At 73.2% G+C, this 24,787-nt stretch carries 24 protein-coding genes; 16 read left to right on the top strand and 8 right to left on the bottom strand.

Annotation, left to right across the window (positions count from 1 at the left end; translation table 11 throughout):
• Positions 1–4: 4 nt before the first annotated feature.
• Positions 5–910 carry an acyl-CoA dehydrogenase family protein gene (locus PV410_RS36240; RefSeq protein WP_500330294.1) on the top strand — a complete coding sequence of 302 codons (906 nt, stop codon included), beginning with the start codon at positions 5–7 and terminating at the stop codon, positions 908–910.
• A 378-nt stretch (positions 911–1,288) separates the two neighbouring features.
• Positions 1,289–1,762, top strand: coding sequence for an ATP-binding protein (locus PV410_RS36235; protein ID WP_500330292.1), 474 nt, complete (start codon positions 1,289–1,291; stop codon positions 1,760–1,762).
• A 15-nt stretch (positions 1,763–1,777) separates the two neighbouring features.
• Here PV410_RS36235 and PV410_RS36230 read toward each other — a convergent pair whose 3' ends face one another.
• Positions 1,778–2,704: a cyclase family protein gene (locus PV410_RS36230; RefSeq protein ID WP_500330290.1), complete on the bottom strand. Its 927-nt coding sequence runs from the start codon at positions 2,702–2,704 to the stop codon at positions 1,778–1,780.
• A 95-nt stretch (positions 2,705–2,799) separates the two neighbouring features.
• On the opposite strand from PV410_RS36230, the gene PV410_RS36225 reads away from it, so the two are divergent.
• From PV410_RS36225 to PV410_RS36210, 4 genes are read left to right on the top strand one after another with little or no spacing between them, the layout of a single operon-like run.
• The gene (locus tag PV410_RS36225) at positions 2,800–3,702 is read left to right on the top strand and encodes an SDR family oxidoreductase (protein ID WP_500330288.1); all 903 of its coding nucleotides are present in this window, start codon (positions 2,800–2,802) and stop codon (positions 3,700–3,702) included.
• 28 nt (positions 3,703–3,730) lie between these two features.
• The gene (locus tag PV410_RS36220) at positions 3,731–4,876 is read left to right on the top strand and encodes an acyl-CoA dehydrogenase family protein (RefSeq protein ID WP_500330286.1); all 1,146 of its coding nucleotides are present in this window, start codon (positions 3,731–3,733) and stop codon (positions 4,874–4,876) included.
• Positions 4,873–6,339, top strand: coding sequence for an aldehyde dehydrogenase family protein (locus tag PV410_RS36215; protein ID WP_500330284.1), 1,467 nt, complete (start codon positions 4,873–4,875; stop codon positions 6,337–6,339). Before PV410_RS36220 ends, PV410_RS36215 begins: the two co-directional genes overlap by 4 nt.
• Positions 6,339–7,388: a Zn-dependent alcohol dehydrogenase gene (locus PV410_RS36210; protein WP_500330283.1), complete on the top strand. Its 1,050-nt coding sequence runs from the start codon at positions 6,339–6,341 to the stop codon at positions 7,386–7,388. The genes PV410_RS36215 and PV410_RS36210 overlap by 1 nt, the downstream gene beginning before the upstream one ends.
• A gap of 6 nt (positions 7,389–7,394) precedes the next feature.
• Here PV410_RS36210 and PV410_RS36205 read toward each other — a convergent pair whose 3' ends face one another.
• The gene (locus tag PV410_RS36205; RefSeq protein WP_500330281.1) at positions 7,395–8,420 is read right to left on the bottom strand and encodes a GlxA family transcriptional regulator; all 1,026 of its coding nucleotides are present in this window, start codon (positions 8,418–8,420) and stop codon (positions 7,395–7,397) included.
• A 70-nt stretch (positions 8,421–8,490) separates the two neighbouring features.
• On the opposite strand from PV410_RS36205, the gene PV410_RS36200 reads away from it, so the two are divergent.
• Positions 8,491–9,825, top strand: a complete 1,335-nt coding sequence (locus tag PV410_RS36200) for an MFS transporter (protein ID WP_500330280.1) — start codon at positions 8,491–8,493, stop codon at positions 9,823–9,825.
• 88 nt (positions 9,826–9,913) lie between these two features.
• Positions 9,914–10,240, top strand: coding sequence for a hypothetical protein (locus PV410_RS36195; protein WP_500330278.1), 327 nt, complete (start codon positions 9,914–9,916; stop codon positions 10,238–10,240).
• Positions 10,241–10,260: 20 nt separating this feature from the next.
• Here PV410_RS36195 and PV410_RS36190 read toward each other — a convergent pair whose 3' ends face one another.
• The 4 genes from PV410_RS36190 to PV410_RS36175 all read right to left on the bottom strand — a co-directional run bounded on the left by PV410_RS36190 (position 10,261) and on the right by PV410_RS36175 (position 16,101).
• On the bottom strand, positions 10,261–10,878 hold the full coding sequence (locus tag PV410_RS36190) for a flavin reductase family protein (RefSeq protein ID WP_500330277.1): 618 nt from the start codon (positions 10,876–10,878) through the stop codon (positions 10,261–10,263).
• 723 nt (positions 10,879–11,601) lie between these two features.
• Positions 11,602–12,438 carry an enoyl-CoA hydratase/isomerase family protein gene (locus PV410_RS36185; RefSeq protein ID WP_500330275.1) on the bottom strand — a complete coding sequence of 279 codons (837 nt, stop codon included), beginning with the start codon at positions 12,436–12,438 and terminating at the stop codon, positions 11,602–11,604.
• Entirely contained in the window at positions 12,431–14,638 is a 2,208-nt protein-coding gene (locus PV410_RS36180) for an acetate--CoA ligase family protein (RefSeq protein ID WP_500330273.1), read from the bottom strand. The genes PV410_RS36185 and PV410_RS36180 overlap by 8 nt, the downstream gene beginning before the upstream one ends.
• A 269-nt stretch (positions 14,639–14,907) precedes the next feature.
• Complete coding sequence (locus tag PV410_RS36175; RefSeq protein WP_500330271.1) at positions 14,908–16,101, bottom strand: flavin-containing monooxygenase; 1,194 nt, start codon at positions 16,099–16,101, stop codon at positions 14,908–14,910.
• A 132-nt stretch (positions 16,102–16,233) separates the two neighbouring features.
• Here PV410_RS36175 and PV410_RS36170 point away from each other — a divergent pair, with 132 nt between their 5' ends.
• The 4 genes from PV410_RS36170 to PV410_RS36155 all read left to right on the top strand — a co-directional run bounded on the left by PV410_RS36170 (position 16,234) and on the right by PV410_RS36155 (position 18,771).
• Positions 16,234–16,686 (top strand): DoxX family protein, encoded by a 453-nt coding sequence (locus PV410_RS36170; protein ID WP_500330270.1) that lies wholly within the window; start codon positions 16,234–16,236, stop codon positions 16,684–16,686.
• Positions 16,683–17,117 carry a Zn-ribbon domain-containing OB-fold protein gene (locus tag PV410_RS36165; protein WP_500330268.1) on the top strand — a complete coding sequence of 145 codons (435 nt, stop codon included), beginning with the start codon at positions 16,683–16,685 and terminating at the stop codon, positions 17,115–17,117. Before PV410_RS36170 ends, PV410_RS36165 begins: the two co-directional genes overlap by 4 nt.
• Positions 17,118–17,121: 4 nt before the next feature.
• A complete protein-coding gene (locus tag PV410_RS36160) occupies positions 17,122–17,673 on the top strand; it encodes a GNAT family N-acetyltransferase (RefSeq protein WP_500330267.1) in 552 nt (183 codons plus the stop codon).
• A 267-nt stretch (positions 17,674–17,940) separates the two neighbouring features.
• Positions 17,941–18,771 carry a glycoside hydrolase domain-containing protein gene (locus PV410_RS36155; RefSeq protein WP_500330266.1) on the top strand — a complete coding sequence of 277 codons (831 nt, stop codon included), beginning with the start codon at positions 17,941–17,943 and terminating at the stop codon, positions 18,769–18,771.
• Positions 18,772–18,833: 62 nt separating this feature from the next.
• On the opposite strand, the gene PV410_RS36150 is transcribed toward PV410_RS36155, so the two are convergent.
• Positions 18,834–20,000 carry a thiolase C-terminal domain-containing protein gene (locus PV410_RS36150; RefSeq protein WP_500330265.1) on the bottom strand — a complete coding sequence of 389 codons (1,167 nt, stop codon included), beginning with the start codon at positions 19,998–20,000 and terminating at the stop codon, positions 18,834–18,836.
• Between the two features lie 72 nt (positions 20,001–20,072).
• On the opposite strand from PV410_RS36150, the gene PV410_RS36145 reads away from it, so the two are divergent.
• Both PV410_RS36145 and PV410_RS36140 read left to right on the top strand, forming a co-directional pair.
• Positions 20,073–21,323: an acyl-CoA dehydrogenase family protein gene (locus PV410_RS36145; protein ID WP_500330264.1), complete on the top strand. Its 1,251-nt coding sequence runs from the start codon at positions 20,073–20,075 to the stop codon at positions 21,321–21,323.
• Complete coding sequence (locus PV410_RS36140) at positions 21,320–21,820, top strand: nitroreductase/quinone reductase family protein (protein ID WP_500330263.1); 501 nt, start codon at positions 21,320–21,322, stop codon at positions 21,818–21,820. The genes PV410_RS36145 and PV410_RS36140 overlap by 4 nt, the downstream gene beginning before the upstream one ends.
• Positions 21,821–21,973: 153 nt before the next feature.
• On the opposite strand, the gene PV410_RS36135 is transcribed toward PV410_RS36140, so the two are convergent.
• Positions 21,974–22,621, bottom strand: a complete 648-nt coding sequence (locus PV410_RS36135) for a TetR/AcrR family transcriptional regulator (protein ID WP_499512412.1) — start codon at positions 22,619–22,621, stop codon at positions 21,974–21,976.
• 193 nt (positions 22,622–22,814) lie between these two features.
• Here PV410_RS36135 and PV410_RS36130 point away from each other — a divergent pair, with 193 nt between their 5' ends.
• Together PV410_RS36130 and PV410_RS36125 are read left to right on the top strand one after the other, a co-directional pair.
• Positions 22,815–23,615: a VOC family protein gene (locus tag PV410_RS36130; protein WP_500330261.1), complete on the top strand. Its 801-nt coding sequence runs from the start codon at positions 22,815–22,817 to the stop codon at positions 23,613–23,615.
• Between the two features lie 135 nt (positions 23,616–23,750).
• A partial coding sequence (locus PV410_RS36125) for a serine/threonine-protein kinase (protein ID WP_500330259.1) occupies positions 23,751–24,787 on the top strand: 1,037 nt, incomplete at its 3' end.

Raw genomic sequence — 24,787 nt, 5'->3', positions numbered from 1 at the left:
GGCCGTGGAATTCCGCCTCACCGAGGACCAACGGGCGCTCGCCGACGGGACCCGTGGACTGCTGGCGCGGCTCTACCCGGCGGAGCGCCTGCGGGAGGACGCCGCCGGGGCGGCCGCGGGGACCCCGGTGCCCCTCGACCGCCAGATGTGGCGGGCGCTGGGGGAGGCGGGGTTCTTCGCACTGCGGCTGCCGGAGGAGCGGGGCGGGCTCGGCCTCGGACTCCCGGAGGCCGTGCTCGTCTTCGAGGAGGCCGGACGGGTGCTGCTGCCGGGGCCGCTGGTGGCGACGCACCTGGCGGCCGGACGGGTGCCGGGGGCGGCGGAGGGCACCACGGTGGTCACCGCGGTCGACGGCGAGCTGGCCGAGTGGCTGGAGGCGTCCGACCACGTGCTGGGCTCCTTCGACAAGGCCGAGCCGGTGCGTTCGGTGGACCCGTTCACCCCGCTGCACCGGGTCGTGGGCGGCGAACCGGCCTGCGGCGGGGGAGCCGGCGACCTGCTGACCTCCGCGCAGCAGACCGGCAGCGCGGCGCGCACCCTGGAGCTCGCCGTGCGGTACGCCGGGACCCGGGAGCAGTTCGGGAGGCCCATCGGCTCCTTCCAGGCGGTCAAGCACCTGTGCGCCGAGATGCTGGTCCGGGTCGAGATGGCACGCACGGCGGTGCGTGCGGCGGCGGTCTCCGGGGATCCGGGCGAGACGGCGGCCGCACGGCTGCTGGCGGAAGAGGCGGCCGTCCGCAACGCCCGCGACTGCCTGCAGGTGTTCGGCGGTATGGGTTTCACCTGGGAAGCGGAGGTGCATCTCCACGTCAAGAGGTCGTGGATCCTGCGGAGCCGGGGCCGTTCGGTGGCGGAGTGTGAGGAGCAGCTCGCGGAGAGACTCCTCGACGAGACTATTTGCTGGGTTTAGGTAGTTATGACTGATTCGTCACGGATAAGGAGTCCCCGAGCGTCGATATCGGGTTGTGTCCGAGGTGTGACTCGTCACGCCGTGGAGTCGGAGCCTGCCTCGGGTACGCTCCATCGGGTGCGTGTGGTGGCGAAACGCGACGGATGTGGCAGTGGCGGGGTCTCGGTACCCGGCGGGCTGCCTGTACCGGGCTGTTCGAATTCGCCCCGTAATGAGCCCCGCACAGTATGCAGCACTCGTGCCCCCTTGCGCTGGAATATGCCCGAAGCGCTTGTTGCGGTCACTGCGGGTCAATCATGCTGGGTTGCGAAGAGGTCACGTACGGTGACCCTGCCGAGGCGCGAGGCGACGTGTCCGCCGGTTCGGATGGTGTGAGCGGTGCAGGTGCTCCAGGTTCAGCTTGAGGTCGGCCCCGACCCCGCGGAGGTGGGCCGGGCCCGTCGGTGGGCCCGCTCGCGTCTCGCGGGCTCCGGCATAGGCGCCGACGAGCCGGTCGCCGAGACGCTGATCCTGCTCATCTCCGAACTGGTCACCAATGCCGTCGTGCACACCGGCTGTCCCGCCGTGCTGCGGATGCTCTTCCGTTCCTCCGGCGCCGCACAGAGCGGCGAACAGGAGACCGTGCGCGTCGAGGTGGCCGACACCAGCGACGCGCCGCCACGGCCACGGCACGCCGACAACGACGAGACCGGCGGCCGGGGACTGGAACTCGTAGACGGCCTCGCGGACCGCTGGGGCTGGCAGCGTGAAGGTGCCGGCAAGCAGATCTGGTGCGAGATCGACCGCAGCGAGCGCCCCGCGATCGTCCCCGCGCAGTCCATGGGCGGGCTCATCCGCCGCCCCGCCTTCTGACCGTACGGACCGCCCTCAGAGCACCGCCACCGGCGCGACCGGACTGCCGACCCCGCCCACGAAGGGCTGCGGGGTGGCGTCCAGCAGGAACGCGTACCGCCCCTCCTCGGCACAGGCTTCCGACAGCGCCTCGAGATTCCAGTTCTGGCCCTGGGGCATGCCCATCTCCACCAGGTCCAGGGCGTGCACGGCGAGCCACAGGTCCTCGATCTCCGGCGGGAAGATCTCGAAGGTCAACGTGTCGTTGGCGACCGCCGCGACGTCGCGGGCGTGGAACCACTCGGGGGTGCGCACCGACAACCCCGGTGAGGGGAAGGCGTAGGCGTGCTTGTCGCCCGCCAGGTACAGCCGCATCTGACCGGTGCGGACCAGCACGACGTCCCCGGCGCGGACGGTGGTCCGGGCCAGTTCCTCGGCCGCGTCGAGGTCGTCGGGGGTGACCGCGTGGTCGCCGGGCAGCCGGTCGGTGCCGCGGGCGCGGGCCACGTCGAGCAGGACGCCGCGGGAGAGCAGCGTCGTGATCTTCTCTATACCGCTGAAGGCGGCGCCACCGTGGGCGGTGATGGAGCCGGCCGGGCGGCCGTTGTAGATCCGTCCCGAGTGCGAGACGTGGGTCAGGGCGTCCCAGTGGGTCGCCGCCTGCAGTCCCATGGTGACGATGTCGTCGCTGGTGGCGACCGTGCCCGGGCCGAACATCTCGTGGTTGAGCATCACCATGGTGCGCAGGGGGTTGACCCGGCCCGGGATCATTCCCGTCTGCACCCCGTCCTGCTGCAGGGGCAGCGCGAGCGGCACGCGGCGTCCGCCGCGCACGGTACCGGCCGCCGCGCGGACGACCTCGTCGGTGACCAGGTTGAGGGTGCCGGTCTCGTCGTCCGCACCCCAGCGGCCCCAGTTGTTGACGCGCTTGGCGATGTCGTGGAACTCGGCGGGGAACGCCATCGCTGCCTCCTGGTCTCAGGGCTTGTGCTGGGGTGCGTCCGTGCTCCTAAAATCTAACGGTCCGTCAGAAACTCTGAGAAGGGGCGGGACCGGACGTGGGCAACTTCCTGAACGGAAAGGTCGTCGCGGTCACCGGGGCCGGGCGCGGCATCGGGCGGGCCGTCGCCCTCGCGTGCGCGGCCGAGGGCGCCAAGGTCGTCGTCAACGACTACGGTGTCGCAGTCGACGGCAGCGGACCGACCGGTGAGGTCGCGGCCGCCGTCGTCAAGGAGATCGAGGCGGCCGGCGGTGAGGCCACCGCGGTGACCGACGACGTCTCGTCGATGGCGGGCGGCGAACGGATCGTCTCCACGGCCGTGGAGACCTACGGCCGCGTCGACGGAGTCGTCTGCGTCGCCGGGATCCTGCGCGAACGCATGCTCTTCAACATGGCCGAGGAGGAGTGGGACCCGGTCCTCGCCACCCATCTCAAGGGCACCTTCACCGTCTTCCGCGCCGCCTCGGCCGTGATGCGGCGGCAGGGCTCGGGCACCCTCGTCGGCTTCACCAGCGGCAACCACCAGGGCAGCGTCTCCCAGGCCAACTACTCCGCGGCGAAGGGCGGGATCATCTCGCTGGTGCGCAGCGCCGCACTCGGACTGCACCGCTACGGCGTGACCGCCAACTGCGTCGCCCCCGTGGCACGCACCCGCATGTCGGCCAACGTGCCCATGGAGCTCGCCGAGATCGGTGAGCCCGAGGACGTCGCCGCCATGGTCGTCTTCCTGCTCAGCGATCAGGCCCGCGACATCACCGGACAGGTCTACACGGTCGCCGGACCCAAGATCGCGGTCTGGGCGCAGCCCCGCGAACTGCGCGCCGCCTACGTGGACGGCGGGGGATGGACACCGCAGCGCATCGCCGCCGCCCTGCCCGGATCCGTCGGCACCGACCCCATGCCGATGCTCGCCCAGCTCGAGGCCATGCGCGCCGCCGCGGCCGCCTCCCGAGGGCAGTGACGGCCCCGCACCGAGGAGAGGGCGGACCATGGACTTCACCTTCGGCCCGGAGACGGAGGCCTTCCGCGCGGAGGCCCGGGAGTGGCTGGCGGCGCACCCGGACGGCGCACCCGGCCGGGAGTGGGAGCGGGAACTCGGCGCCGCCGGCTGGATCGGCCTCAGCTGGCGCGGCGACTACGGCAACCGGCGTGCCACCCTGCCCCAGCAGGTCGCCTGGGGCGAGGAGTACGCCCGCGCCGAGGCGGCCGCCCGGTCCGGGCACATCGGCGAGAACCTGCTGGCCCCCACCCTGGAGGCGCACGGCACGCCCGACCAGCGCGACCGCTTCCTGCCGCCGGTCGCCCGCGGCGATGAACTGTGGTGCCAGGGGTACAGCGAGCCCGGGGCGGGCTCCGACCTCGCCGGCGTCCGTACCGCGGCCGCCTCGGACCACGACGGTGACGGTCCCTGCTACCGCGTGACCGGCCAGAAGATCTGGACCTCCCTCGCCCAGGACGCCGACTGGTGCTTCGTCCTGGCCCGCACCGAACCCGGCTCGCGCCGGCACCACGGACTGAGCTTCCTGCTGGTCCCCATGGACCAGCCCGGCAGGGTCGAGGTCCGCCCCATCCGCCAGCTCACCGGGACGGCCGAGTTCAACGAGGTCTTCTTCGACGGGGCCCGCGCCGACGCCGCCCACGTCGTCGGCGGCGAGGGGAACGGCTGGCAGGTCGCCATGTCCCTCCTGGGCTTCGAGCGCGGGGTCTCCACCCTCGTGCAGCAGATCGGCTTCGAACGCGAACTGCGGCAGGTCGTCGACCGCGCCGTCGCCACCGGGGCGGTGACCGACCCCGTGCTGCGGGACCGGCTGGTGCGCCAGTGGGCCGAGTTGCGCACCATGCGCTGGAACGCCCTGCGCACGCTGGGCACCGCCGACCCGGCCGCCCCGAGCGTCGCCAAGCTGCTGTGGGGCGGCTGGCACCAGCGGCTCGGCGAACTGGCCGTCGCCGTCCGCGGCGCCCCCGCCGCGACCGGCCCAGCGCCGTGGGAGCCGGAGCGGCCCTACGAACTCGACCAGACCCAGCGCATGTTCCTCTTCAGCCGCGCCGACACCATCTACGGCGGCTCGGACGAGATCCAGCGCACGATCATCGCCGAGCGGGTGCTCGGCCTCCCGAAGGAGCCTCGCGGATGAACAGCGACGGGACGTACGGCCATTGGATCGGCGGCCGGTGGCACGAACCGGCCGGAGCGCACTATCCAGTTGTCAATCCGGCCACGGAGGAGACCGTCGGGCACGCCCCCGAAGCGGGCCCGGCGGACGTGGACGGCGCGGTGCGCGCAGCCCGGGAAGCGTACGAGGGCTGGTCCCGTACGAGCCCGGCGGAGCGCGCCGCGATCCTGGAGCGGATCGCGGACGTCCTCGCCTCGCGGTCGGCGGATCTCGTACCGCTGCTCCAGCAGGAGACGGGAGCGACGATCCGTGTCGCGTCGAGCATGCAGATTCCTACGGCGGTGGACCGCTTCCGGCGCTACGCACGGGGCGCGCTGGAACCGGACACGATCCCCTTCGCGCCGCAGCCCGTGAAGGCCTCGCCGCTCGCTCCCGGCGGGCTGGTCAACGCGGCGGCGGCACGGCGTCCGGTGGGCGTCGTCGCCTGCATCACCTCCTACAACTTCCCCCTGGTCAACCTGGCCGGCAAGGTCGCCCCCGCCCTGGCCATGGGCAACACCGTCGTCGCCAAGCCCGCGCCCCAGGACCCGCTGACCTGCCTGCTGCTCGGCGGGATCATGCGGGAGGCGGGCCTGCCCGACGGGGTGTTCAACGTCATCACCGGCTCGAGCGCCGCGGCCGGTGAGGCTCTGGTCGCACACCCCGGCGTCGACATGATCAGCTTCACCGGCTCGACGGCGGTCGGGCAGGCGATCGCCCGCGTCGCGGGCGCGTCGATGAAGCGGACCCTGATGGAACTGGGCGGCAAGGGCGCGGCGATCATTCTCGAGGACGCCGCACCGGGCGTCCTCAGATCAGCCGTATCTGCTGTCGGTTCAACATGGGCATTCCATTCAGGTCAGATCTGCACGGCGCCGACCCGTGTGCTCGTCCCCCGCGGGCGGTACGAGCAGGTGATCACCGCCCTTGAACAGTACGCCCGTTCGCTGACCGTCGGGGACCCTGTGGATAACTCCACCGTCGTCGGCCCGCTGATCACCGCCGCCCAGCGCGACCGCGTCGAGGCCTACGTCGCCGGCGCCCGCGAACAGGGCGCCCGCGTCGTCACCGGCGGCGCGCGCCCCGACCTCAAACCCGGCTACTACGTGGCCCCCACCCTCCTCGCGGACGTCACGCCCGAAATGACGGTCGCCCGCGAGGAGATCTTCGGCCCGGTCGTCGCCGCTCTCCCCTACGGCACCGAGGACGAGGCCGTCGAGATCGCCAACGGCACCCCGTACGGCCTGTACGACTACGTCTTCGGCAGCGACACCGCGCGCGCCTGGGCCCTGGCCGCCCGCCTGCGCAGCGGCAACGTCGGCATCAACACCGTGCAGCGTCACCCCGAGACGCCCTTCGGCGGCTTCAAGCACAGCGGGATCGGCCGCGACGGCGGCTCCTTCGGACTGCACGCGTACAGCGAGCTCCAGGCGGTGGTGTGGTGATGAGAGGCGTGATCTTCGACGGGACGCAGCCCGCGGTCGTCGACGACCTGGAGGTCCGGGACCCGGGCCCCGGCGAGGTGCTGGTCCGCATCCACGCCGCCGGGCTGTGCCACAGCGACCTGTCCGTCGTCGACGGGGTCATCCCCTTCCCCGTACCGGTCGTGCTCGGCCACGAGGGGGCGGGCGTCGTCGAGGCGACCGGCGCCGGCGTCTCGCACGTCTCGCCGGGCGACCGCGTGGCCCTGTCCACCCTCGCCAACTGCGGCACCTGCCCGGACTGCGACCGGGGGCGCCCGACGATGTGCCGCAAGGCCATCGGCCGTCCCGGCAGGCCCTTCAGCCGTCAGGGCGAACCGCTGTTCAACTTCGCCTCCAACTCGGCCTTCGCCGAACTGACCGTCGTCAAGGCCGTCCAGGCCGTCCCCCTCCCCCAGGGCATCCCCCTCACCTCGGCCGCGCTCATCGGTTGCGGGGTGCTGACCGGGGTCGGCGCCGCCCTCAACCGCGCCCGGGTCGACCGCGGCGACACGGTCGTGGTCATCGGCACCGGCGGCATCGGCCTGAACGTGCTGCAGGGCGCGCGCATCGCGGGCGCCTCCCGGATCGTCGCCGTCGACACCAACCCGGCGAAGGAGGAACCCGCGAGGCTGTTCGGCGCCACCGAGTTCGTGGACTCGGCGGAGGCGGCGCGTGCGCTGCTGCCGACCGGCGCCGACCACGTCTTCGAGTGCGTCGGCCACGTCGGGCTCATCCGCCAGGCCGTCGACCTCCTGGACCGCCACGGCCAGGCCGTCCTGCTGGGCGTGCCGCCGGCCGATGCCGAGGCGTCCTTCCTGGTGTCCTCCATGTACCTCGACAAGTCCATCCTGGGCTGCCGCTACGGCTCGGCACGGCCGCAGCGCGACATCGCGCTCTACGCCGACCTGTACCGGCAGGGCCGGCTCCTGCTGGACGAACTCGTCACCCGCACCTACCCGGTGGAGGACTTCGCCAAGGCGGCGGAGGACGCCCGGGGCGGCCGCGTGGCGCGGGGCGTGCTGACCTTCTGAGGCGGGTCAGAACGCCGCCGTCGCCCGGAAGGTGCGCCGGTAGGCGCTGGGCGAGACGCCGAGGACGGCCTGCAGGTGCTGCCGCATGGAGGCCGCCGTGCCGAACCCGGCCTGCGAGGCGACCTGGTCGACCGACAGGTCGCTGGACTCCAGCAGGTGCCGGGCGCGCTCGACGCGCTGCTGCGTCAGCCACTGCCCGGGGCTGGTGCCCACCTCCTCCCGGAAGCGGCGGGTGAAGGTGCGCACGCTCATCGCCTCGCGCTCGGCCAGCTCGCGCAGCGTCAGCGGCCGGTCGAGCCGGTCCAGCGCCCAGGAGCGCGCCGCGGCCGTGGTGGCCTGCTGGGGCTCGGGGACGGGCCGTTGGATGTACTGGGCCTGTCCGCCCTCCCGGTGCGGCGGCACGACCGTACGGCGCGCGCTGGCGTTGGCCACGGCGGTGCCATGGTCACGGCGTACGAGGTGCAGGCACAGGTCGATGCCCGAGGCGACGCCCGCGGAGGTGAGGATGGCGCCGTTGTCGACATACAGGACGTCCGGCTCGACCCGCACCTGGGGGAAGAGCCTTTGGAAGTGGTCCGTGCTCGACCAGTGGGTGGTGGCGCGCAGGCCGTCCAGGTGGCCGGCCGCGGCGAGGAAGTACGAGCCGGTGCAGATGGAGACGAGCCGGGCGCCGGGGCGGATGCGGGCGAAAGCCGCCGCCATCTCCTCGGGCAGCCGGCCCTCGGTGTGCGCGACGGAGCGCTCGTGGGCGGCGGGGACGATGACGGTGTCGGCCGTCTCCAGGACCTCGGGGCCGTGGGCGACGTGGATCTCGAAGTCGGCGTCGGCGCGTACCGGTCCGGGACCGTGCGGGGAGCACGTCACCACCTCGTACAGATCGACCCCGTCGGAGTCCCTCGCGCCGCCGAAGATGCGGTGCGGGATGCCCACTTCGAAGGGGATCACACCGTGCTGCACCAGGACGACGACCCGGTGGCGCACCGGTGTGCGCGGAGCGGCGGTCGGCGAAGGCGTCTCCATGGATTCAGCCATGGCCCGATCCTTGCACAACATGGCCATCCGGCCACTCGTTCCGCGAAAAGCGATGCCGGATGCTGACCTGGTGACGCAGACTCCCGAGCTCCCTGTGCAGCCCCTGGCCGACAGGGGCCCCGACGTTCCCCGGCCGTTCCGCACGCCCCGGATCCATCGCGCGTGGTCGGTGGCGGCCGCCGCCTTCGTCACGCTCATCGGCGCCGCCGGCTTCGCCTCCCTGCCCGGACTGCTGATCGAGCCGCTGCACGGCGAGTTCGGGTGGTCGCGGGGCATGATCGGCCTGGCCGTCTCGGTCAACCTCGCGCTCTACGGGGTGACGGCGCCGTTCGCCGCCGCGCTCATGGACCGCTTCGGCATCCGACGGGTCGTCGCGGCGGCGCTCGTCACCATCGCGACCGGTGCGAGCCTGACCGTCTTCATGACCGCGAGCTGGCAGCTCGTGCTCCTGTGGGGCGTGCTCGTCGGGCTGGGCAGCGGCTCCATGGCCCTGGCCTTCGCGACCACCGTCACCAACCGCTGGTTCGAGGACCGGCGCGGCCTGGTCACGGGCATCCTGACGGCGGCCGGCGCGGCGGGACAGCTGATCTTCCTCCCCCTGCTCTCCGTCATCATCGAGCACGCGGGCTGGCGCTCGGCGGCCCTCACCGTGGCGGGCGCCGCGGTCATCGTCGCGCCCCTGGTCTACCTGCTGCTGCGGGACCACCCCGCCGACGTGGGCCTGGCCCCGTACGGCGCCGCGGAGTTCGTGCCGAAGCCGCCGCCGGTGACGGGGGCGGCCAAGCGGGCGGTCAAGGCGCTGTTCGACGCAGCCCGCGGCGGCCCGTTCTGGCTGCTGGCGGGGACCTTCGCGATCTGCGGCGCCTCGACGAACGGCCTGGTCAAGACGCACTTCGTGCCCGCGGCCCACGACCACGGGATGCCGGTGACGGCCGCCGCGTCACTGCTCGCCGTGATCGGCATCTTCGACATCGCGGGCACGGTGGCCTCCGGCTGGTTCACCGACCGCTTCAGCCCGCGGCGGCTGCTGGCCACCTACTACGGGCTGCGCGGACTGTCGCTGATGTTCCTGCCCGTGCTCCTGAACGACGCCGTCCACCCGCCCATGGTGCTGTTCATCGTCTTCTACGGCCTGGACTGGGTCGCCACCGTGCCGCCCACCATCGCCCTGTGCCGCGAGTTCTACGGCGCCGACAGCGCCATCGTCTTCGGCTGGGTACTCGCCTCCCACCAGCTGGGCGCCGCCCTGGTGGCCTTCCTCGGCGGCGCGGCGCGCGACGCCTTCGGCTCCTACGACGTGGTCTGGTACTCCTCCGGGGCGCTGTGCGCGGTGGCGGCGCTCATGGCGCTGGTGATCCGGCGGCGGGAGACCCCGGGCGCCGGGGCGCTCCCGCTCGCGGCGTAGCCGGCCGGCCCCGGCGCTGCCGGGTCCCGCGGCCGCCCCTGGTGACGGCACGGGAACTGCGTGCGGCGCCGGGGCGTCCGTCCTGTGCGTGAGGGAAGCGACCAAGGGCCTCACCGCCCTTCTTGTGGCGGGCCTGGGTGCGGCGTCCGTGCTGCTGGCCTGGGCACCGCTCGCCAGAGTCAACGTCGAGGGCGGTTTCGAAGGGCAGCGCCGGGACTTGAGCGTCCTCTACGTCGACCTTCCGCTCATCGCCGCGGGAGGCGCGCTGGTGCCGCTCGCCTTCTGGCTGCTCACGCTGCGCGGGTCGCGCCGCCCCGGGCTCGCGGCCCTGGTGGCGGTGGCCGTGGCCGCCCTCGGGATCTGGGCGCTGACCAGTTGGTGGGCGCCCCACCGGGCGCCGGAGTTCACGGGCTGAGGCGCGTACGGCGGCCGCGGTCAGGGCGCGAGCCGGCCGAAGCGGCCGCGGTGGAAGAGCAGCGGCTCGCCGTCTTCCGCCCCGTGGCCCAGATCCCGGACCCGGCCGATGACGACGAGGTGGTCGCCGCCGGTGTGCACGGCGTGGATCGCGCAGTCGATCCACGCGGCCACGCCGCGCAGCCGGGGCGAGCCCGTCACCGGCGCCGGATCCCACTCCACACCCGCGAACTTGTCCCCGCCGCTCACGGCGAAGGAGCGGCACAGCTCCTGCTGGTCCGCGCCGAGCACGTTCACGCAGAACACCCCGGCCCGCGCGATGCGCGGCCAGCTGGTGGACCTGCGTGCCACCATGAAGACGACCAGCGGCGGATCGAGCGACAGCGACGCGAACGACTGGCAGGCGAACCCGGCGGGTCCGCTCTGCGCGTCGTCCCCGGGCGCCGCGATCACCGTCACGCCGCTCGCGAAGTTCCCCAGTACCTGCCGGAATTCGGACTGGTCCACCGGGGCGCGCTCGTCCGGCCGCACGGCCCGCAGTTCGGGCGGCGGCAGCGGGTCCACCCGCCCGGCCGTCGTCGCCGCCCCGGCCGACCGGAGGTAGCGGACGACGGCGACCGCCATGCCTGCTTGTCCCATCACACGGTCCATTGAAACTGACGGGTCGTCAGAAGTGAAGTCCTGCGCGAAGGACGGTCGAAGGCCGCGCGTACCGTGCCTGTCATGGGATGGGGTACGGGGCGGGGGTCCCCGGCGCGGCCCGCGGTCGATCCGTGGGGTGATGCCGGACGCGCGGCGGCGGTCTCGACGTACTGCGCGGTGGGGGTGGTCGCGGCAACGGCCCGCGTGGTCGTCCTTCCGTCGCTGAAGTCCTCTGACGGTGCCTTCGACGAGCCGTTCGCCCTCTGCGTGCTGCCGGTGGCCCTGATCCCCCTGTGGGCCTTCGCGGTGGCCGCCTCGCTCCTGCACGCCCTGCCGGCGACGGTCCTGGGACTGCGGCTCGCGCGGCGCACCGGACGCCCCAGCTGGCTCTGCCTGCTGGCGGCCGAGGCCGCGACGGCCGCCGTCCTCGCGGTGCCGGTGGTGTGGCTCGGCGGTCCGTACCCGCTTGCGTGGCTGTGCGTCGCGGCTGCCGGTGCGGCGCCGGTGCTGGTCACCTCGTTCTACGCGGGGCGCCGGGACCCGGAGGGCAGGACCGGGTGGGCGCGGCAGCGGCAGGTCGCGTTCCAGATCTCCGTCGTGACGATCGCGGTGGTCGGGCTCGTCCTCGCGGGCGGTCTGCTGGCGTACGGCACCGGGCTGCTGGAGGAGTACCGGCCCCAGCCCGGGGCCGGGGCGCCCGAGGGGCGAGCCTTCGCGGTGTCACCGGCCACGGAAGTCCGGTGGGCGGCGTTCGAGGAAGGCGCACAGTCCTTCTCGGGCGTCGGCGGTGGTCATGTTCTGTTCCTGTGCGGCCGCCTCGGCGGCGAAGGCCGTCGCGCGGTCGGAGTCCAGGGACGCGTTGACGAGCTGCTTGGTCAGGGCGAGGGCGCGGGTGGGGCCGGCGGCGAGCCGCTCGGCGAGGGTGTCGGCGGCCGCGTCGAGCTCGTCGGCGGAAACGACGCGGTTGACCAGCCCGAGGCGTTCGGCGGTGGCGGCGTGGAGGTCGTCGCCGAGGAGGAGGAGTTCCTTCGCGCGGTGCGGGCCGATCAGGCGGGGGAGGAGGTAGGCGCCCCCGCCGTCGGGGACGAGGCCGCGGCGGACGAAGACCTCGATGAACTTCGCCGTGTCGGCGGCCAGGACGAGGTCGCAGGCGAGGGCGAGATGGGCACCGAGACCGGCGGCCGTGCCGTTCACGGCGGCGACAACGGGTTTCTCGCAGTCGAGGACGGCGGCGATGAGGCGCTGGGCCCCGGAGCGGATCGTCCGGGCCACGTCGCCCGCGACCCGGTCCGCGGCGGCCGGACCGCCGCGCAGGTCGGCCCCCGCGCAGAAGGCCCGGCGGCCGGCGCCGGTCAGGACGACGGCCCGCACGGCCGGGTCCGCGGAGGCCTCCAGAAATTTCTGTATGAGGCGTTCACGCAGGTCAGGGGTGATGGCGTTCATCGCCTGGGGGCGGTTGAGGGTGAACCGGGAGACCCCGTTGTCGGTGACGTGGAGTACAACGGATTCCACGGAGTCATCACGCTCCGTGACCACTCCACGGGGGGAGTCAGTCATGTGTGTTCTCCTGACGGCAGACGGCCAGTGCGTCCAGGGCGCAGGCGCCCTGCCCGCGCGGCAGCACCATCAGCGGATTGATGTCGAGTTCGGCGAGGCCGTCGCCGAGTTCCAGGGCCATGCGCTGCACGCGGAGGATGACGTCGACGAGCGCGTCCGCGTCGGCGGGTGGCGCCCCGCGCACGCCGTCGAGCAGGCGGGCGCCGCGCAGTTCCCGGAGCATGTCCCGCGCGGTTCCGGCGTCGAAGGGCGGTACGCGTACGGCCGTGTCCCGCAGGACCTCGACGAGGACCCCGCCGAGGCCGGCGGTGACGGTGGGCCCGAAGAGCGGGTCGTGGCTCATGCCGACGACCATCTCGACGCCTCGCTCCATCATCTGGCAGACGAGGACGCCGTCGAGGTCCAGGTCCTCGCAGCGGGCGATGTCGGCGAGTTCGCGGTAGGCGTCGCGGACCTGGCTGGCGGAGGTGAGGCCGATCTTGACCAGGCCGAGTTCGGTCTTGTGCGCGAGCCGGTCGGCGGACGCCTTCATCACCACGGGGTAGCCGACCTGGGCCGCCGCCCGGACGGCACCGGCGGCGCTGGTGACCAGTTGCTCGCGCGGGACGCGGATCCCGTACGCCCGCAGCAGTTGCTTGGCGGCGTGCTCGCTCAGCCGGCGGCCGGGGTGCAGAAGGGAGCGCGCCTTCCGTGCGGAGGAGGAGGGCGTGCGCGGCGCGTCGTCGAAGGGGGAGCGGTAGCCGGCGGCGAAGCGGTGGTGGTCCAGCCAGGCCCGTACGGCGGTCACGCAGTTGCCGAAGGTGCGGAAGGTGGCGAGCCGGGAGGAGCCGAGCAGGGTGGTCCGGTAGGCCTCCTCGGTGCCCACGGGGGAGCCCCAGATCACGCACACCAGTTTGTCGGTGGCCTCGGCGGCCTCGGCGAGGTCCTGGGCCAGCCGGTCGCTCATCGGCGGGAAGGGGCCGGTGATCGGGCAGACGAGGACGCCGACCGCAGGATCGGCGAGGATCGCGTCGATGATCTTCCGGCCACGCCAGTCCCCGACGGGATGGCCCCCACTGTCCACGGGGTTGGAGACGTTCAGGTACTCCGGTATCCACTGGTGGAGTTCGGCCTGCTTCGGCTCCGGGAGGGTGGGCAGCGGCAGCCCGGCGGCGGTGGCCAGGTCCGCGAAGTGCGCCCCGGTGCCGCCGGAGATCGAGTAGACGACCACGCCCTCGGCGGCCGGTGGCCGGGCCCGGGCCAGCAGGGCGGCGGTGTCCTGGAGTTCGTCCAGTGCGTCGACGCGGATCACGCCGAACTGGCGGAAGGCGGCGTCGGCGACCGCGTCGGATCCGGTGAGCTTGCCGGTGTGGGTGGCGGCGGCGCGGGTGCCCGTCTCGGTACGGCCCACCTTGACCATGACCACCGGCACCTTGTTGCGGGCCGCGCGGTCGGCGGCGAGGGCGAACGAGCGGCCGTCCTTGAGGCCTTCGGCGTAGACCGCGATCGCACCGACCTCGGGCCGCCCGGCGAAGTAGGAGAGGAAGTCGGCGGTCTCCAGGTCGGCCTCGTTGCCGGTCGGCGCCCAGTGGCTGAGCCGGATGCCGAGCTCCTGCAGGGCGTAGACCGGACGGCCCTGGTGGCCGGACTGGGTGATCAGGGCGATCGCCGGCCCGGGGAGGTCCTCACGGAACGCCTGGAAGGCGTTGAGGTTGGTGTTCGGCCCCAGCAGCCGCAGTCCGCTGCCCGCGACGGCCCGGCCGAGCCGCTCCTGGGCGGCGGCACCCGCCTCCCCGGTCTCGGCGAAGCCGGAGGCGAAGACGACCGCGAACCGTGCCTTGGCCCCGGTGAGCTGCTCCAGGACGGGGAGGGGGTCGGCGACGAGCAGGACGGCGAGGTCGACCGGCTCGGGGAGATCCGCGACGGATGCGTGGCACGGCAGGCCGAACACGGTGCCGCGGCCGGGGTTGACCGGGTGGAGCCGGGCGCCGACCCGCTCGGCCCAGGTGACGAGTTGCCGGGTGATGCCGGTGTTGGGGCGGCCCTCGGCGTCCGAGGCGCCCACCACGGCCAGGGACTCGGGCCGGAAGAAGCGGTCGAGGTCGGGCACGCAGGCGTGCAGCGGTCGCCCGCTGACGTCCACGTCGTCCGTGCCGTGGCCCGGGCCGCCGGCGTCCGCCGCGGGATCGGTGCCGCGCGTGCTGAAGGTCGATCCAAGCATGTGTCTCGCCCGTCCCGCTCGAAGGTCCAGAGAACTGACGCAATGTCAGATTACTGAACTGACGATCCGTCAGGAACGGGGAGGATGCGAGAAACCTGTGCACCCCCGCGGGAAGACGGTCCGGCCGGCCGAGGGGGGAGGGCCGGCCGGACCGCCGGACCGGGGTGGAGCAGGAGCGGTACGGGGGCGCGCAGGGGTGGTGCGGAGGCGGTGCGTGCGGTGTCGCGGGTGCTCGTCCGTATCCCCTCGGTACCCACCGCGCGCGTTCGCTACCGCCGCGCCACGGCTTTGGCGATCCGGCGCGCGTCGATGGCCATTTCGCGGAACATGCCGCTGATGGGATTGGTGAAGCCGGTGAAGTACAGACCGGGAGCGTTCTTCGGGCTGCGGCCGCCGTGCCGCACGGGCCGGCCCCGCTCGTCCAGCACGTCGAGGTGACCGACGAGCGGTTCCAGGCCGCGCCGGTAGCCGGTGGCCGCGACCACCGCGTCCGGGGTGATCCGCGTGCCGTCGGCGAGCAGCACCTCGCGCCCGTCGAAGCCCTCGACGGCGGCGACGGGCTCCACCTTCCCCGACCGGACGGCGTCGATGATGCCGACGTCCTGGACGGGGATGGAGCCCTCCCGCACCCGCGAGTAGAGCCCGTTGTCCGGGCGGGGCAGTCCGTACGCGGACAGGTCCGGCACGGAGACGCGCTCCACGTAGGGCGCGATCTTGTCGACCAGCTTCGTGGGGAGGCGGCGGACCATGATCCCGGTGCGCTGCGCGGGCCAGCCGGCGGTGGAGCGGCGCATGATGTGCGGGGGCGTCCGCACCGCCAGCCGGACGCGGGCCGCGCCGGACTCGGCGAGGTCGACGGCGATCTCGGCGCCGGTGTTGCCCACGCCCACGACCAGGACGTCCCGGCCCTCGTAGGGCCGGCCGTTGCGGTAGCGGGAGGCGTGCAGCAGCTCTCCGTCGAAGGTGTCGCGCCCGGGCCAGTCCGGAAGGTGCGGCGAGTGGTTGTAGCCGGTGGCGACGACGACGCTGCGCGCGGTCAGCCGGCGCCCGCCGGTGGCCGGGAGCACCCAGCCCGCCGCCGGGTCCCCGGCGGGCTCGATCCGCCCCACCTCTATGCCGGTGGCGACGTCCAGCCCGTGGAACTCGGCGTACTGCTCCAGGTAGCGGACGACGTCGTCGCGGCCCACCCAGCGGCCGTACGACCGGGGTATCCCGAGGCCCGGGAGCGCGGACAGGCGTCTGGTCGTGTGCAGCCGCAGCCGGTCGTAGTGGCCGCGCCAGGAGGCGCCCACCGCGTCCGACCGCTCGACGACCAGGGTGCGCACGCCCCGGTGCCGCAGCGACGCCGCGACGGCGAGACCGCCGGGACCGGCGCCGACGACGATGGCGTCCGGCGCCGCCGTGTTCGGTAGGGGGGTGGCGGCGGATGCGGAGGTGCCGGCGGATGCCGAGGTGTCGGTCATGGCTGCTCCCGTGCCTGCAGGGTGAGGGTCACTCCGGAAGGTAGCGCGCTTTCGCCCCGGCACCTTGCGGAGGTGCGACCGCATCCGGTCAACTGACATACCGTCAGATTCCTTGTCCCGGGGAGGCACACGATGCAGACGATCTGGCTGACCGGCGCCGAATGGCTCGCCGTCCTGCGCATCGGCCTCGGGCTGTGGTGGCTGGAGAGCTGGCGCCACAAGGACAGGAAGGGCTGGTTCGAGCAGGGCACCGGCATCGCCTGGGCCGCCGACGTCGCCGCGAAGCACCGCTGGACCTTCGTCCAGGGCGGATTCACCGCGGTCGTCGCGCCCCGCCCCAAGGTGATGGCCTATGTCGTCGTCCACGCCGAACTGGCCGTCGGGCTCGGTCTCACCGCCGGGCTGCTGACACCGGTCGCGCTGGCCGGCGGCATCGTCCTCAACCTGCTCTACCTCATCCTCATGATCCACGACTGGGCGGAGCAGGGGCAGAACGCCATGATGATCCTCGCCTCCGTCGTCCTCCTCTTCGCCATGGGCTGGCAGACCTGGTCCCTCGACAGGGTCTGGGGGCTCTTCCTGTGACCGGCCTGCCCGAGCCCGACGCCTTCACGCGCACCTACTGGAACGCCGCCGCCGAGGGCCGGCTGCTGATCCGCCGGTGCCTGGCCACGGGCTGCGGCGCCGCCCACCACTACCCCCGGGAGTTCTGCCCGCACTGCTGGAGCGAGGAGGTCGTCTGGGAGCAGGCCGCGGGCCACGCCACCCTCTACACCTGGTCCGTGGTGCACGCCAACGACCTCCGGCCGTTCGCCGGACGGGTCCCCTACGTCGCCGCCGTCGTCGACCTCGCCGAGGGGCCGCGCATGATGACGGAGGTCGTCGGCTGCGCCCACGACGCGCTGTGCGTCGGGATGGACCTGCGCGTCTGCTTCCGCCCCGCGGCCGCAGGCGGGGAGATCGCGATCCCCGTCTTCCGCCCGGCCCGGGCGGCACCGCCTCCTTTGCTTGAATGAGGGCGTGCTGAGGCCGGTGGAGTTGGAAGCGTACGGACTGCTGCTCAGGCCCTGGGAGGAGACGTCCGGCGACCTCGACGCGGCACTGCGCGGCCTCGCGGACCCGGACTTCCGCCGCTGGAACACCGCGCACGCCCCCGAGCCCGACGAAGCCGGGGTGCGGGCGTTCCTGCGGCGCCGGCGCGACGGCTGGGGGGCCGGCGACCTCGCGTCGTTCGCCGTCGCCGAGGCCGGTGTGGTGCTCGGCCAGGCCGGGATAGGGATGATCGACCACACCATGCGCGGTGCACGCGTCAGCTACTGGATGCTCCCCGAGGCCCGTGGGCGCGGCGTCGCCACCCGGGCCCTGGAGGCGGTCACTCGGTGGGCCTTCCGCGATCTCGGCCTGCACCGGCTGGAGCTGGGCCACGCCGTCGGCAACGAGCCCTCCTGCGGTGTCGCGCGGCGCTGCGGTTACGTCCTCGAAGGTGTCCTGCGCGAGGCGGTCGTCGACCTGTCCGGCGCCCTTCGGGACGTCCACCTGCACAGCCGCCTGGCGACCGACCCACGTCCCTGACTCCGGCGACCGCACGGAGATTTGCCGTGCCTTGGGGGAATCTTGTGCCGATCGGGACAAGTGCTTTCCCGATCACCGTGTGCGGGTTGGCTAGGGTGCGATCCGCCCCTCGCGCGCCGCGGACCCGTACGCCGGTGCATCCGCGCGCCGCACAGCCGCCGCACGCGTGCCGCACGCCGTGCCGGACGCGCGCGCCGTGCCGGGGGCCTCAGCAGTCCTGCCAGGCGCACCCGGTGCGGTGCGTCCCGTGTCGTGAATGGGGTGGGGATGTCCGGTCACCGGATGTCGAAGAAGCGTCGCTACATCGCCTGGGCGGTGGCGGCGGCCGCGGTGCTCGTGGGTGCTGGTGTCGCGGCGGGGGCCTCGATGGCGACCACGGTGTCGCGCCCGGCCCCGAAGGTCTACACGGGGCGGGCGTTCGACACCTGCACGGCGCCCTCCGTGTCGGCGATGAAGGCGTGGCACAACGGGTTCTACGGTGCGGCGGCGGTGTACGTCGGCGGCAAGAACCGGGGGTGCGCGCAGCCGAACCTGACCGCGTCCTGGGTCAAGTCGGTCAGCGCCACGGGCTGGAAGCTGATCCCCCTCTACGTGGGCGCGCAGCCGCCGTGCCAGACCAGCCGCAACCCGGAGAGGCTGACCGCCTCCTCAGCGGCCTCGCTGGGCGCGGCGGACGGCGCGGACGCGGTGGCCAAGGCGTCGGCGCTGGGGATGAAGGCCGGCAGCCCGGTGTACCTGGACATGGAGTCGTACGACGTCACCAACACCTCGTGCAACAACGCGGTGCTCGCGTACGTCCGGGCGTGGGACAAGGCCGTGCACGCCAAGGGCTACTGGGCCGGCTTCTACGGCTTCCGCAGCTCCAGCGCGAAGGCCGTCGCCACGGCGACCAACCGCACCGACCTGCCGGACGTCCTCTGGTACGCGCTGTGGGACGAGCACAAGACCACGACCACGGACTGGCCGTTCTCCGCGTCGCTGTGGACCGGGCACCGCCGCGGCCACCAGTACATGGTCAACAGCAAGGAGACCCGCGGCGGTCACACCATCACCGTGGACCGCAGCGACTGGGACGCCCCGGTCGCCGTCACCGGCTGACGCCCGAGGGGGCGGTGGAGCCCCGGCGGGGCGGAGGGAGGCGGGTCAAGGGCCCGTGACCCTCAGTCCCGCCCCAGCACCACCGTCCCCGAGGAGCAGAACCAGCCGCCCGTCCCCGAGGCCACGGCCAGCTCCGGCAGCGCCCCACCGGGCTTGCGCACCTGGCGCTCGCCCGCCTCCCCCCGCAGCTGCCGTACCGCCTCGACGAGCAGGAACAGTCCCCGCATGCCGGGATGGCAGGCGGACAGCCCGCCGCCGTCGGTGTTGACCGGCAGGGGCGACGCGGCCACGAAGGGCCCGCCCTCGCCCTTGGCGCAGAAGCCGAGGTCCTCCAGCGTGACCAGGGTCATGTAGGTGAAGGCGTCGTAGATCTCGGCGAGGTCCATCTCGTCAGGGGTGACGCCCGCGCGGGAGAAGGCCAGCCGCCCCGAGACCGCGGCGGGGGAGACCGTGAAGTCGTCCCACTGCGACATCGTGGCGTGCGAGACGGCGGTGCCGGAGCCGAGCACCCACACCGGGGGCGGCGCCGCGTCCCGCGCGTACTCCGCGGCGGCCAGGAGCACCGCGCAGCCGCCGTCGGAGCGGATGCAGCAGTGCAGTTTGGTGAACGGGTCGGCGATCACCGGCCCGGACAGGACGTCGTCGACGGTGATCGGTGTGCGGTACATCGCGTCGGGGTTGCGGGCCGCGTTCGCCCGGGCCCGGACGGCGACGGTGGCGAGCTGCTCGGCGGTGGTGCCGTACTGGTGCATGTGGCGGCGGGCGGCCATCGCGTACTTGGCGATCAGCGTGTGCCCGTAGGGGGCCTCGAACTGCAGGGGCCCGCGCGTCCCGAAGGACAGGTTGGCGGTGCGCCGCCCGGCCTTGAGGTCGGCACGGGCGGTGGAGCCGTAGACCAGGAGCACGACGTCGGCGTGCCCGGCGGCGATCGCGTCGGCGGCGTGCGCGGCCATGACCTCCCAGGTCGCGCCTCCGACGGAGGTCGAGTCGACCCAGCGCGGCCGCAGTCCGAGGTACTCGGCGACCTCGACCGGCGCGAGCGTGCCGAGCCCGGCCGAGGCGAAGCCGTCGACGGCCGACCGTGGCAGCCCGCTGTCGGCGAGCGCGCGGCGCGCCGCCTGGGCGTGGAGCGCGTAGGGGGTGGCGTCGTCGACCCTGCCGCCGTCGGACAACGCGACGCCGAGGACGGCGACTTCACGGCCGTTGCGAGTACTCTGACCCTGAGCCATGAATCTGACGGTACATCAGATTTGGGGTTTCCGGACGCCGCCGGATCCCCCGAGGTGGGAGGAGAGCTCGCCGTGGACGCCGCCTTCACCGAGGAGCAGGAAGAGATCCGCCGCACCCTGCGCGAACTGCTCCGCAAACGCTGCGGACCGGACGAGGTGAAGTCCGCCGCCCGCACCCCCGAGGGCCACGACGGCGCCTTGTGGCGGCTGCTGGCGCGGTCGCTGGGGCTGCCAGGCCTCGCCCTGCCCGTCGCGTACGGGGGCTCCGGCTGCGGCCCAACGGAACTGGTGCTGGCCTGCGAGGAGACCGGCCGGGCGCTGCTGCCCTCACCGCTGCTGGGCACGACCGTGCTCACCGCCCCCCTGGTCGAGGCGCTCGGCACCGACACCCAGCGCCGTGCCCTTTTGCCGCGCCTCGCCTCCGGGGAGCCCGCGGCCCTTGCCGCACCCCTGGTCGCCCTCGGCCTCACCGGCCCCAACACCGGTGACTGGGCGGGCGGCGGCCGCGCGGGGGGCGTGCAGGCCCGCCGGGCGGACGGGGTCTGGCGGCTGTACGGGCAGGCGGACCAGGTGCTCGGGGGCCCCGGCGCCGGGCTGCTGCTGGTGGCCGCCCATTCGGGTGGCTACGCCCGCAGCCGGATCCGGCTCTTCCTCGTCCCCGGCGACGCCCCGGGCCTGGTCCGCAGGCGGCTGACCGCCCTGGACGAGACCCGCCCGCAGGCCCGCGTCGAACTGCGCGACGTCCCCGCCGAGCCCCTGGGCGGGGAGGAAGCGGTCGATCCGCGCCCCGCGCTCGCCCGTACGGGTGCCCTGGCCGCCGCCGCACTGGCCGCGGAAGCCGTCGGGGCGGCCTCCCAGGCGCTCGCGGGGACCTTGGAGTACGTCGGGGTCAGGGAGCAGTTCGGACGGCCCGTGGGCTCCTTCCAGGCCGTCAAGCACCGTCTCGCCGACCTGTACGTCCAGGTCCAGGCCGCCCGCTCGGCCGCCTACTACGCCGCCTGGGCCGTCGGGTGCGCCCCGGAGCAGGCACCGGACGCCGTGGTGGCGGCACCGCTCGCGCTCGCCCAGGGCCTGGAGGCACTGCGCGCCACCGCAGGCCAGGCGGTCCAGTTGCACGGCGGCATCGGCTTCACGTGGGAGCACCACGCGCACCTGTACGTGAAGCGGGCCGCCTCCGACGAGCTGCTCTTCGGCCCCGTGCACGCGCTGCGGGCCCACGCGGCCGAGCGGGCGGGCGTCTTCGCACCCGCGGCCGCGGCGGCGTCCCCACCGACGTCCACACCCACGACCGCGCCCACGACCAAGGGGAGGGCAGCGGCATGAGCGTGCTGCGGACCGCCGTGCAGAAGATGTCGTCGACCCGGGCGTTCGCCAGGGTCGGGCCGCATGTCGTCCCGGCGCTGGACCGGTTCGTGCACCGGGCGACCCGCGGCAGGGTGCTGCTCAGCGCGCGGATGCTGCCCGGGTTGGTGCTCACCGCCACCGGCGCGCGCAGCGGGCTGCCCCGGCGCACCCCGCTGGCCTGCATGCCCGAGGAGGGCGGGACCTTCGTGCTGGTCGGCAGCAACTTCGGGCGCACGGACCACCCGGCGTGGACGGGGAACCTGCTGAAGCACCCCGACGCGGAGGTCAGCTGGCGCGGCCGGGACGTCCCGGTCCGGGCGCAGTTGCTGACGGGCGGGGAGCGCGAGGTGGTCTGGGCGGCGCTGCTGGAGTTCTGGCCGCCGTACGCGACCTACGCGCGGCGCGTGGAGCGGCGGATCCGGTTGTTCCGGCTCGTCCCCGTGGAGCCGGGCGGCGGCGGGGCCGTGGAGCCGTAGGGCCGTGGAGCGGAGCCCCCGGAAAGGACAACGCGGGCGCCTGGGCCGGCAACCTCCCCCGAGGACCGGTCGGCGCCCGCGTCGTTGCAGGCAGGACTTCGACGTGAACGTAGATCAACAATGCCGCCGGAGGCGGGCGTCAGCGCCGCGGCGTCACCGCGTCGGCTTCTTGCCCGTCACACCGAGGTGCACCAGCAGCGAGAGGTTCGGCTTCAGCTCGGCCTGCTTGACGCCCCAGCTCTGGAAGCCCTTCTGGTGCGCGGCGACCGCGGCGAGCATGGCCACGAGGGATCCGGCGACGGCTGCCGGGCTGACATCCTTGTCGACGCGGCCCTTGCCCTGGAGCTCCTTGATCGAGTCGGAAAGGGAGTTGGTGAGGGGGTTGAGGATCTTCATGCGGATCTTGTAGAACCGCTTGTCCCCTTCGGCCGCGCCCAGGTCGACGACGCGCAGGATGGCGTCGTGCTTGCGCCAGAAGGAGAGGAAGCCCTCGACCAGTTCCTCCGCCGCCGTGGCGCCGGACTTGCCGGCCCAGGAGCGGCCGGCGACGAGGTCCGTCAGCGCGGCCCCCTCCTTGGCCATCTCCTCGGCGAGCTCGAGGACGGCGCCCTCGACGTCGGGGAAGTATTGGTAGAACGTTGCGGGGGAGGTACCCGCCATCCGGGCGACGTCGATGACCTTGACGTCCCGGTACGGCGACGTGCTGAGCATTTCGCCGAGGCAGTCGAGCAGCTTCTGCCGCGTCGCCTGTCCCCGGCGCCCTGCCACACGGCCGTCGACGGTGCGAACTTGTCCTGTCATGCCGTCAGTTTACGGGCTGGTGATCAGCGCGCGATTCGGTGCCTGCAAATGGGGAAGGCCATGTGTTCGATTTCTCCTCGGGCGCGGCGGGGGATCCGCCGATAACGTGTCAAGTCAGACACTCCGTCGATCCACGCGAATCCCCACGTGAATCGGGATCGCCAGCCGCATCACCGGACGAATCGAGGACGAGATGGCCGTGCACCCCGACGGCACCCCCTGCTGGGCCGACGCCATGCTCAACGACCTGGAGGCTGGCAAGCGCTTCTACGGCGGACTGCTCGGCTGGACCTTCGGGCGGGGGGAGGAGCAGTACGGCCAGTACACCCAGGCGTACGGCCCGGACGGGAAGAACGTCGCGGCCCTCTCCCCCAAACCGGACGGCCGGATGCCGACGGTGTGGAACCTCTACCTCGCCTCCTCCGACATCCGGGCCACCGCGGGCAGGATCCGTGACTCGGGCGGCCAACTCATCATGGAGCCCATGCCCGTTGGGCCCTTCGGCACGATGCTCATGGCGGCCGACCCGGGCGGCGCGGTGTTCGGGGTGTGGCAGGCCGGCACGCACGGCGGCTTCGAGGCGACCGGCGTCCCCGGCTCCTACATCTGGACCGAGGTCTACACGCGTGAGACCGAGCGGACCGACCCCTTCTACGAGGAGGTCTTCGGCTTCGGCAGCAAGCGGATCGAGGACGAGGCCATCGACTTCCGGATCTTCGTCCCCGAGGGCGAGGAGGTCACCCCCGACAAGGCCGTCCTCGGCCGCTTCCGGATGGGGGAGGGTTTCCCGCAGGAACTGCCCGCCCACTTCGTCGTCTACTTCGCCGTCTCCGACGCCGACCGCGCCGCGGAGGCGGTCGCGCGGCTCGGGGGCCGGGTCACGATGGGTCCGATGGATTCGCCTTTCGGCCGTTTCCTCCTGGCGAGCGACGACCAGGGTGCCCATTTCGCCCTGATCGATCCCGGTACCACGGTCGGTGAGAAGCCGTCCTGAACGCGCGCGGATCCGCAACCGAATCAAAGGTAATCGCGTGTCGACACCGCCCCGGGTTCGCAACTGATACTCATCCCAGGAAGAATCAGGGACGGACCCCGGGATGGGGGGAACCCACGGGGAGGTGGCAGGGCAGTGGTGCAGCAGCTGACGCAGCACGATCCGAGACGGATCGGCCCTTTCGAGGTGCTGGGCAGGCTGGGCGCCGGCGGTATGGGCCTGGTCTATCTCGCCCGCTCGGCGTCCGGCCGGCGCGTGGCGATCAAGACCGTACGGGCGGAGCTCGCCGAGGACCAGTTGTTCCGCGTGCGCTTCGCCCGTGAGGTGGAGGCGGCCCGCGCGGTCAGCGGCTTCTACACGGCGGCGGTCGTCGACGCCGATCCCAGGGCCGCCGTGCCCTGGCTGGCGACGGCCTTCGTGCCGGCGCCCTCGCTCGAGGAGATCGTCAACGAGTCCGGGCCGCTGCCCGTGCAGGCCGTGCGGTGGCTGGCGGCCGGGGTCGCGGAGGCGCTGCAGTCGATCCACGGTGCGGGCCTGGTCCACCGGGACCTGAAGCCCTCCAACGTGCTCGTCGTGGAGGACGGCCCGCGGGTGATCGACTTCGGCATCGCGAGCGGGGTGTCCAACACGCGGCTGACGATGACGAACGTCGCCGTCGGCACGCCCGCGTACATGTCGCCCGAGCAGGCCAAGGACTCGCGCAGCGTCACCGGCTCCAGCGACGTGTTCTCGCTGGGCTCGACGCTGGTCTTCGCCGCGACCGGGCACGCGCCCTTCCACGGGGCGAACCCCGTGGAGACGGTCTTCATGCTGCTCCGGGAGGGCCCGGACCTGTCGGGTCTGCCCGGCGACCTGCGGCCGCTCATCGAGGCGTGCATGCGCATGGAGGCGGACCGCCGGCCGAGTCCGGCGGACCTGCAGGCGCAGTTGGCGCCGCATCTGTTCTCCTCCGCGGGTGACGACACCGGCACGGCCTCCGCGTGGCTGCCGCCCGCGGCGGTGGGCCTGATAGAGGAACGGCGCAGTGGCGGGCGCCCCGGCGCGGGGCCGGGCGCCCCCGGCGGTGGCGCTGGCGCCGGAGCGGCCGGTGTCGGCGGTGCGGGTGCCCCCGTGCCCCCGATGCCCGCACGGCCCCCCGCACCCCCCGGCGTCCCTCCGTGGCGGGCCGGCTG

The sequence above is a fragment of the Streptomyces sp. PA03-5A genome (genome assembly GCF_033792725.1).
In the GTDB taxonomy this organism is placed as follows: Bacteria; Actinomycetota; Actinomycetes; order Streptomycetales; family Streptomycetaceae; genus Actinacidiphila.
This window is presented reverse-complemented; position numbering and strand designations above follow the sequence as displayed.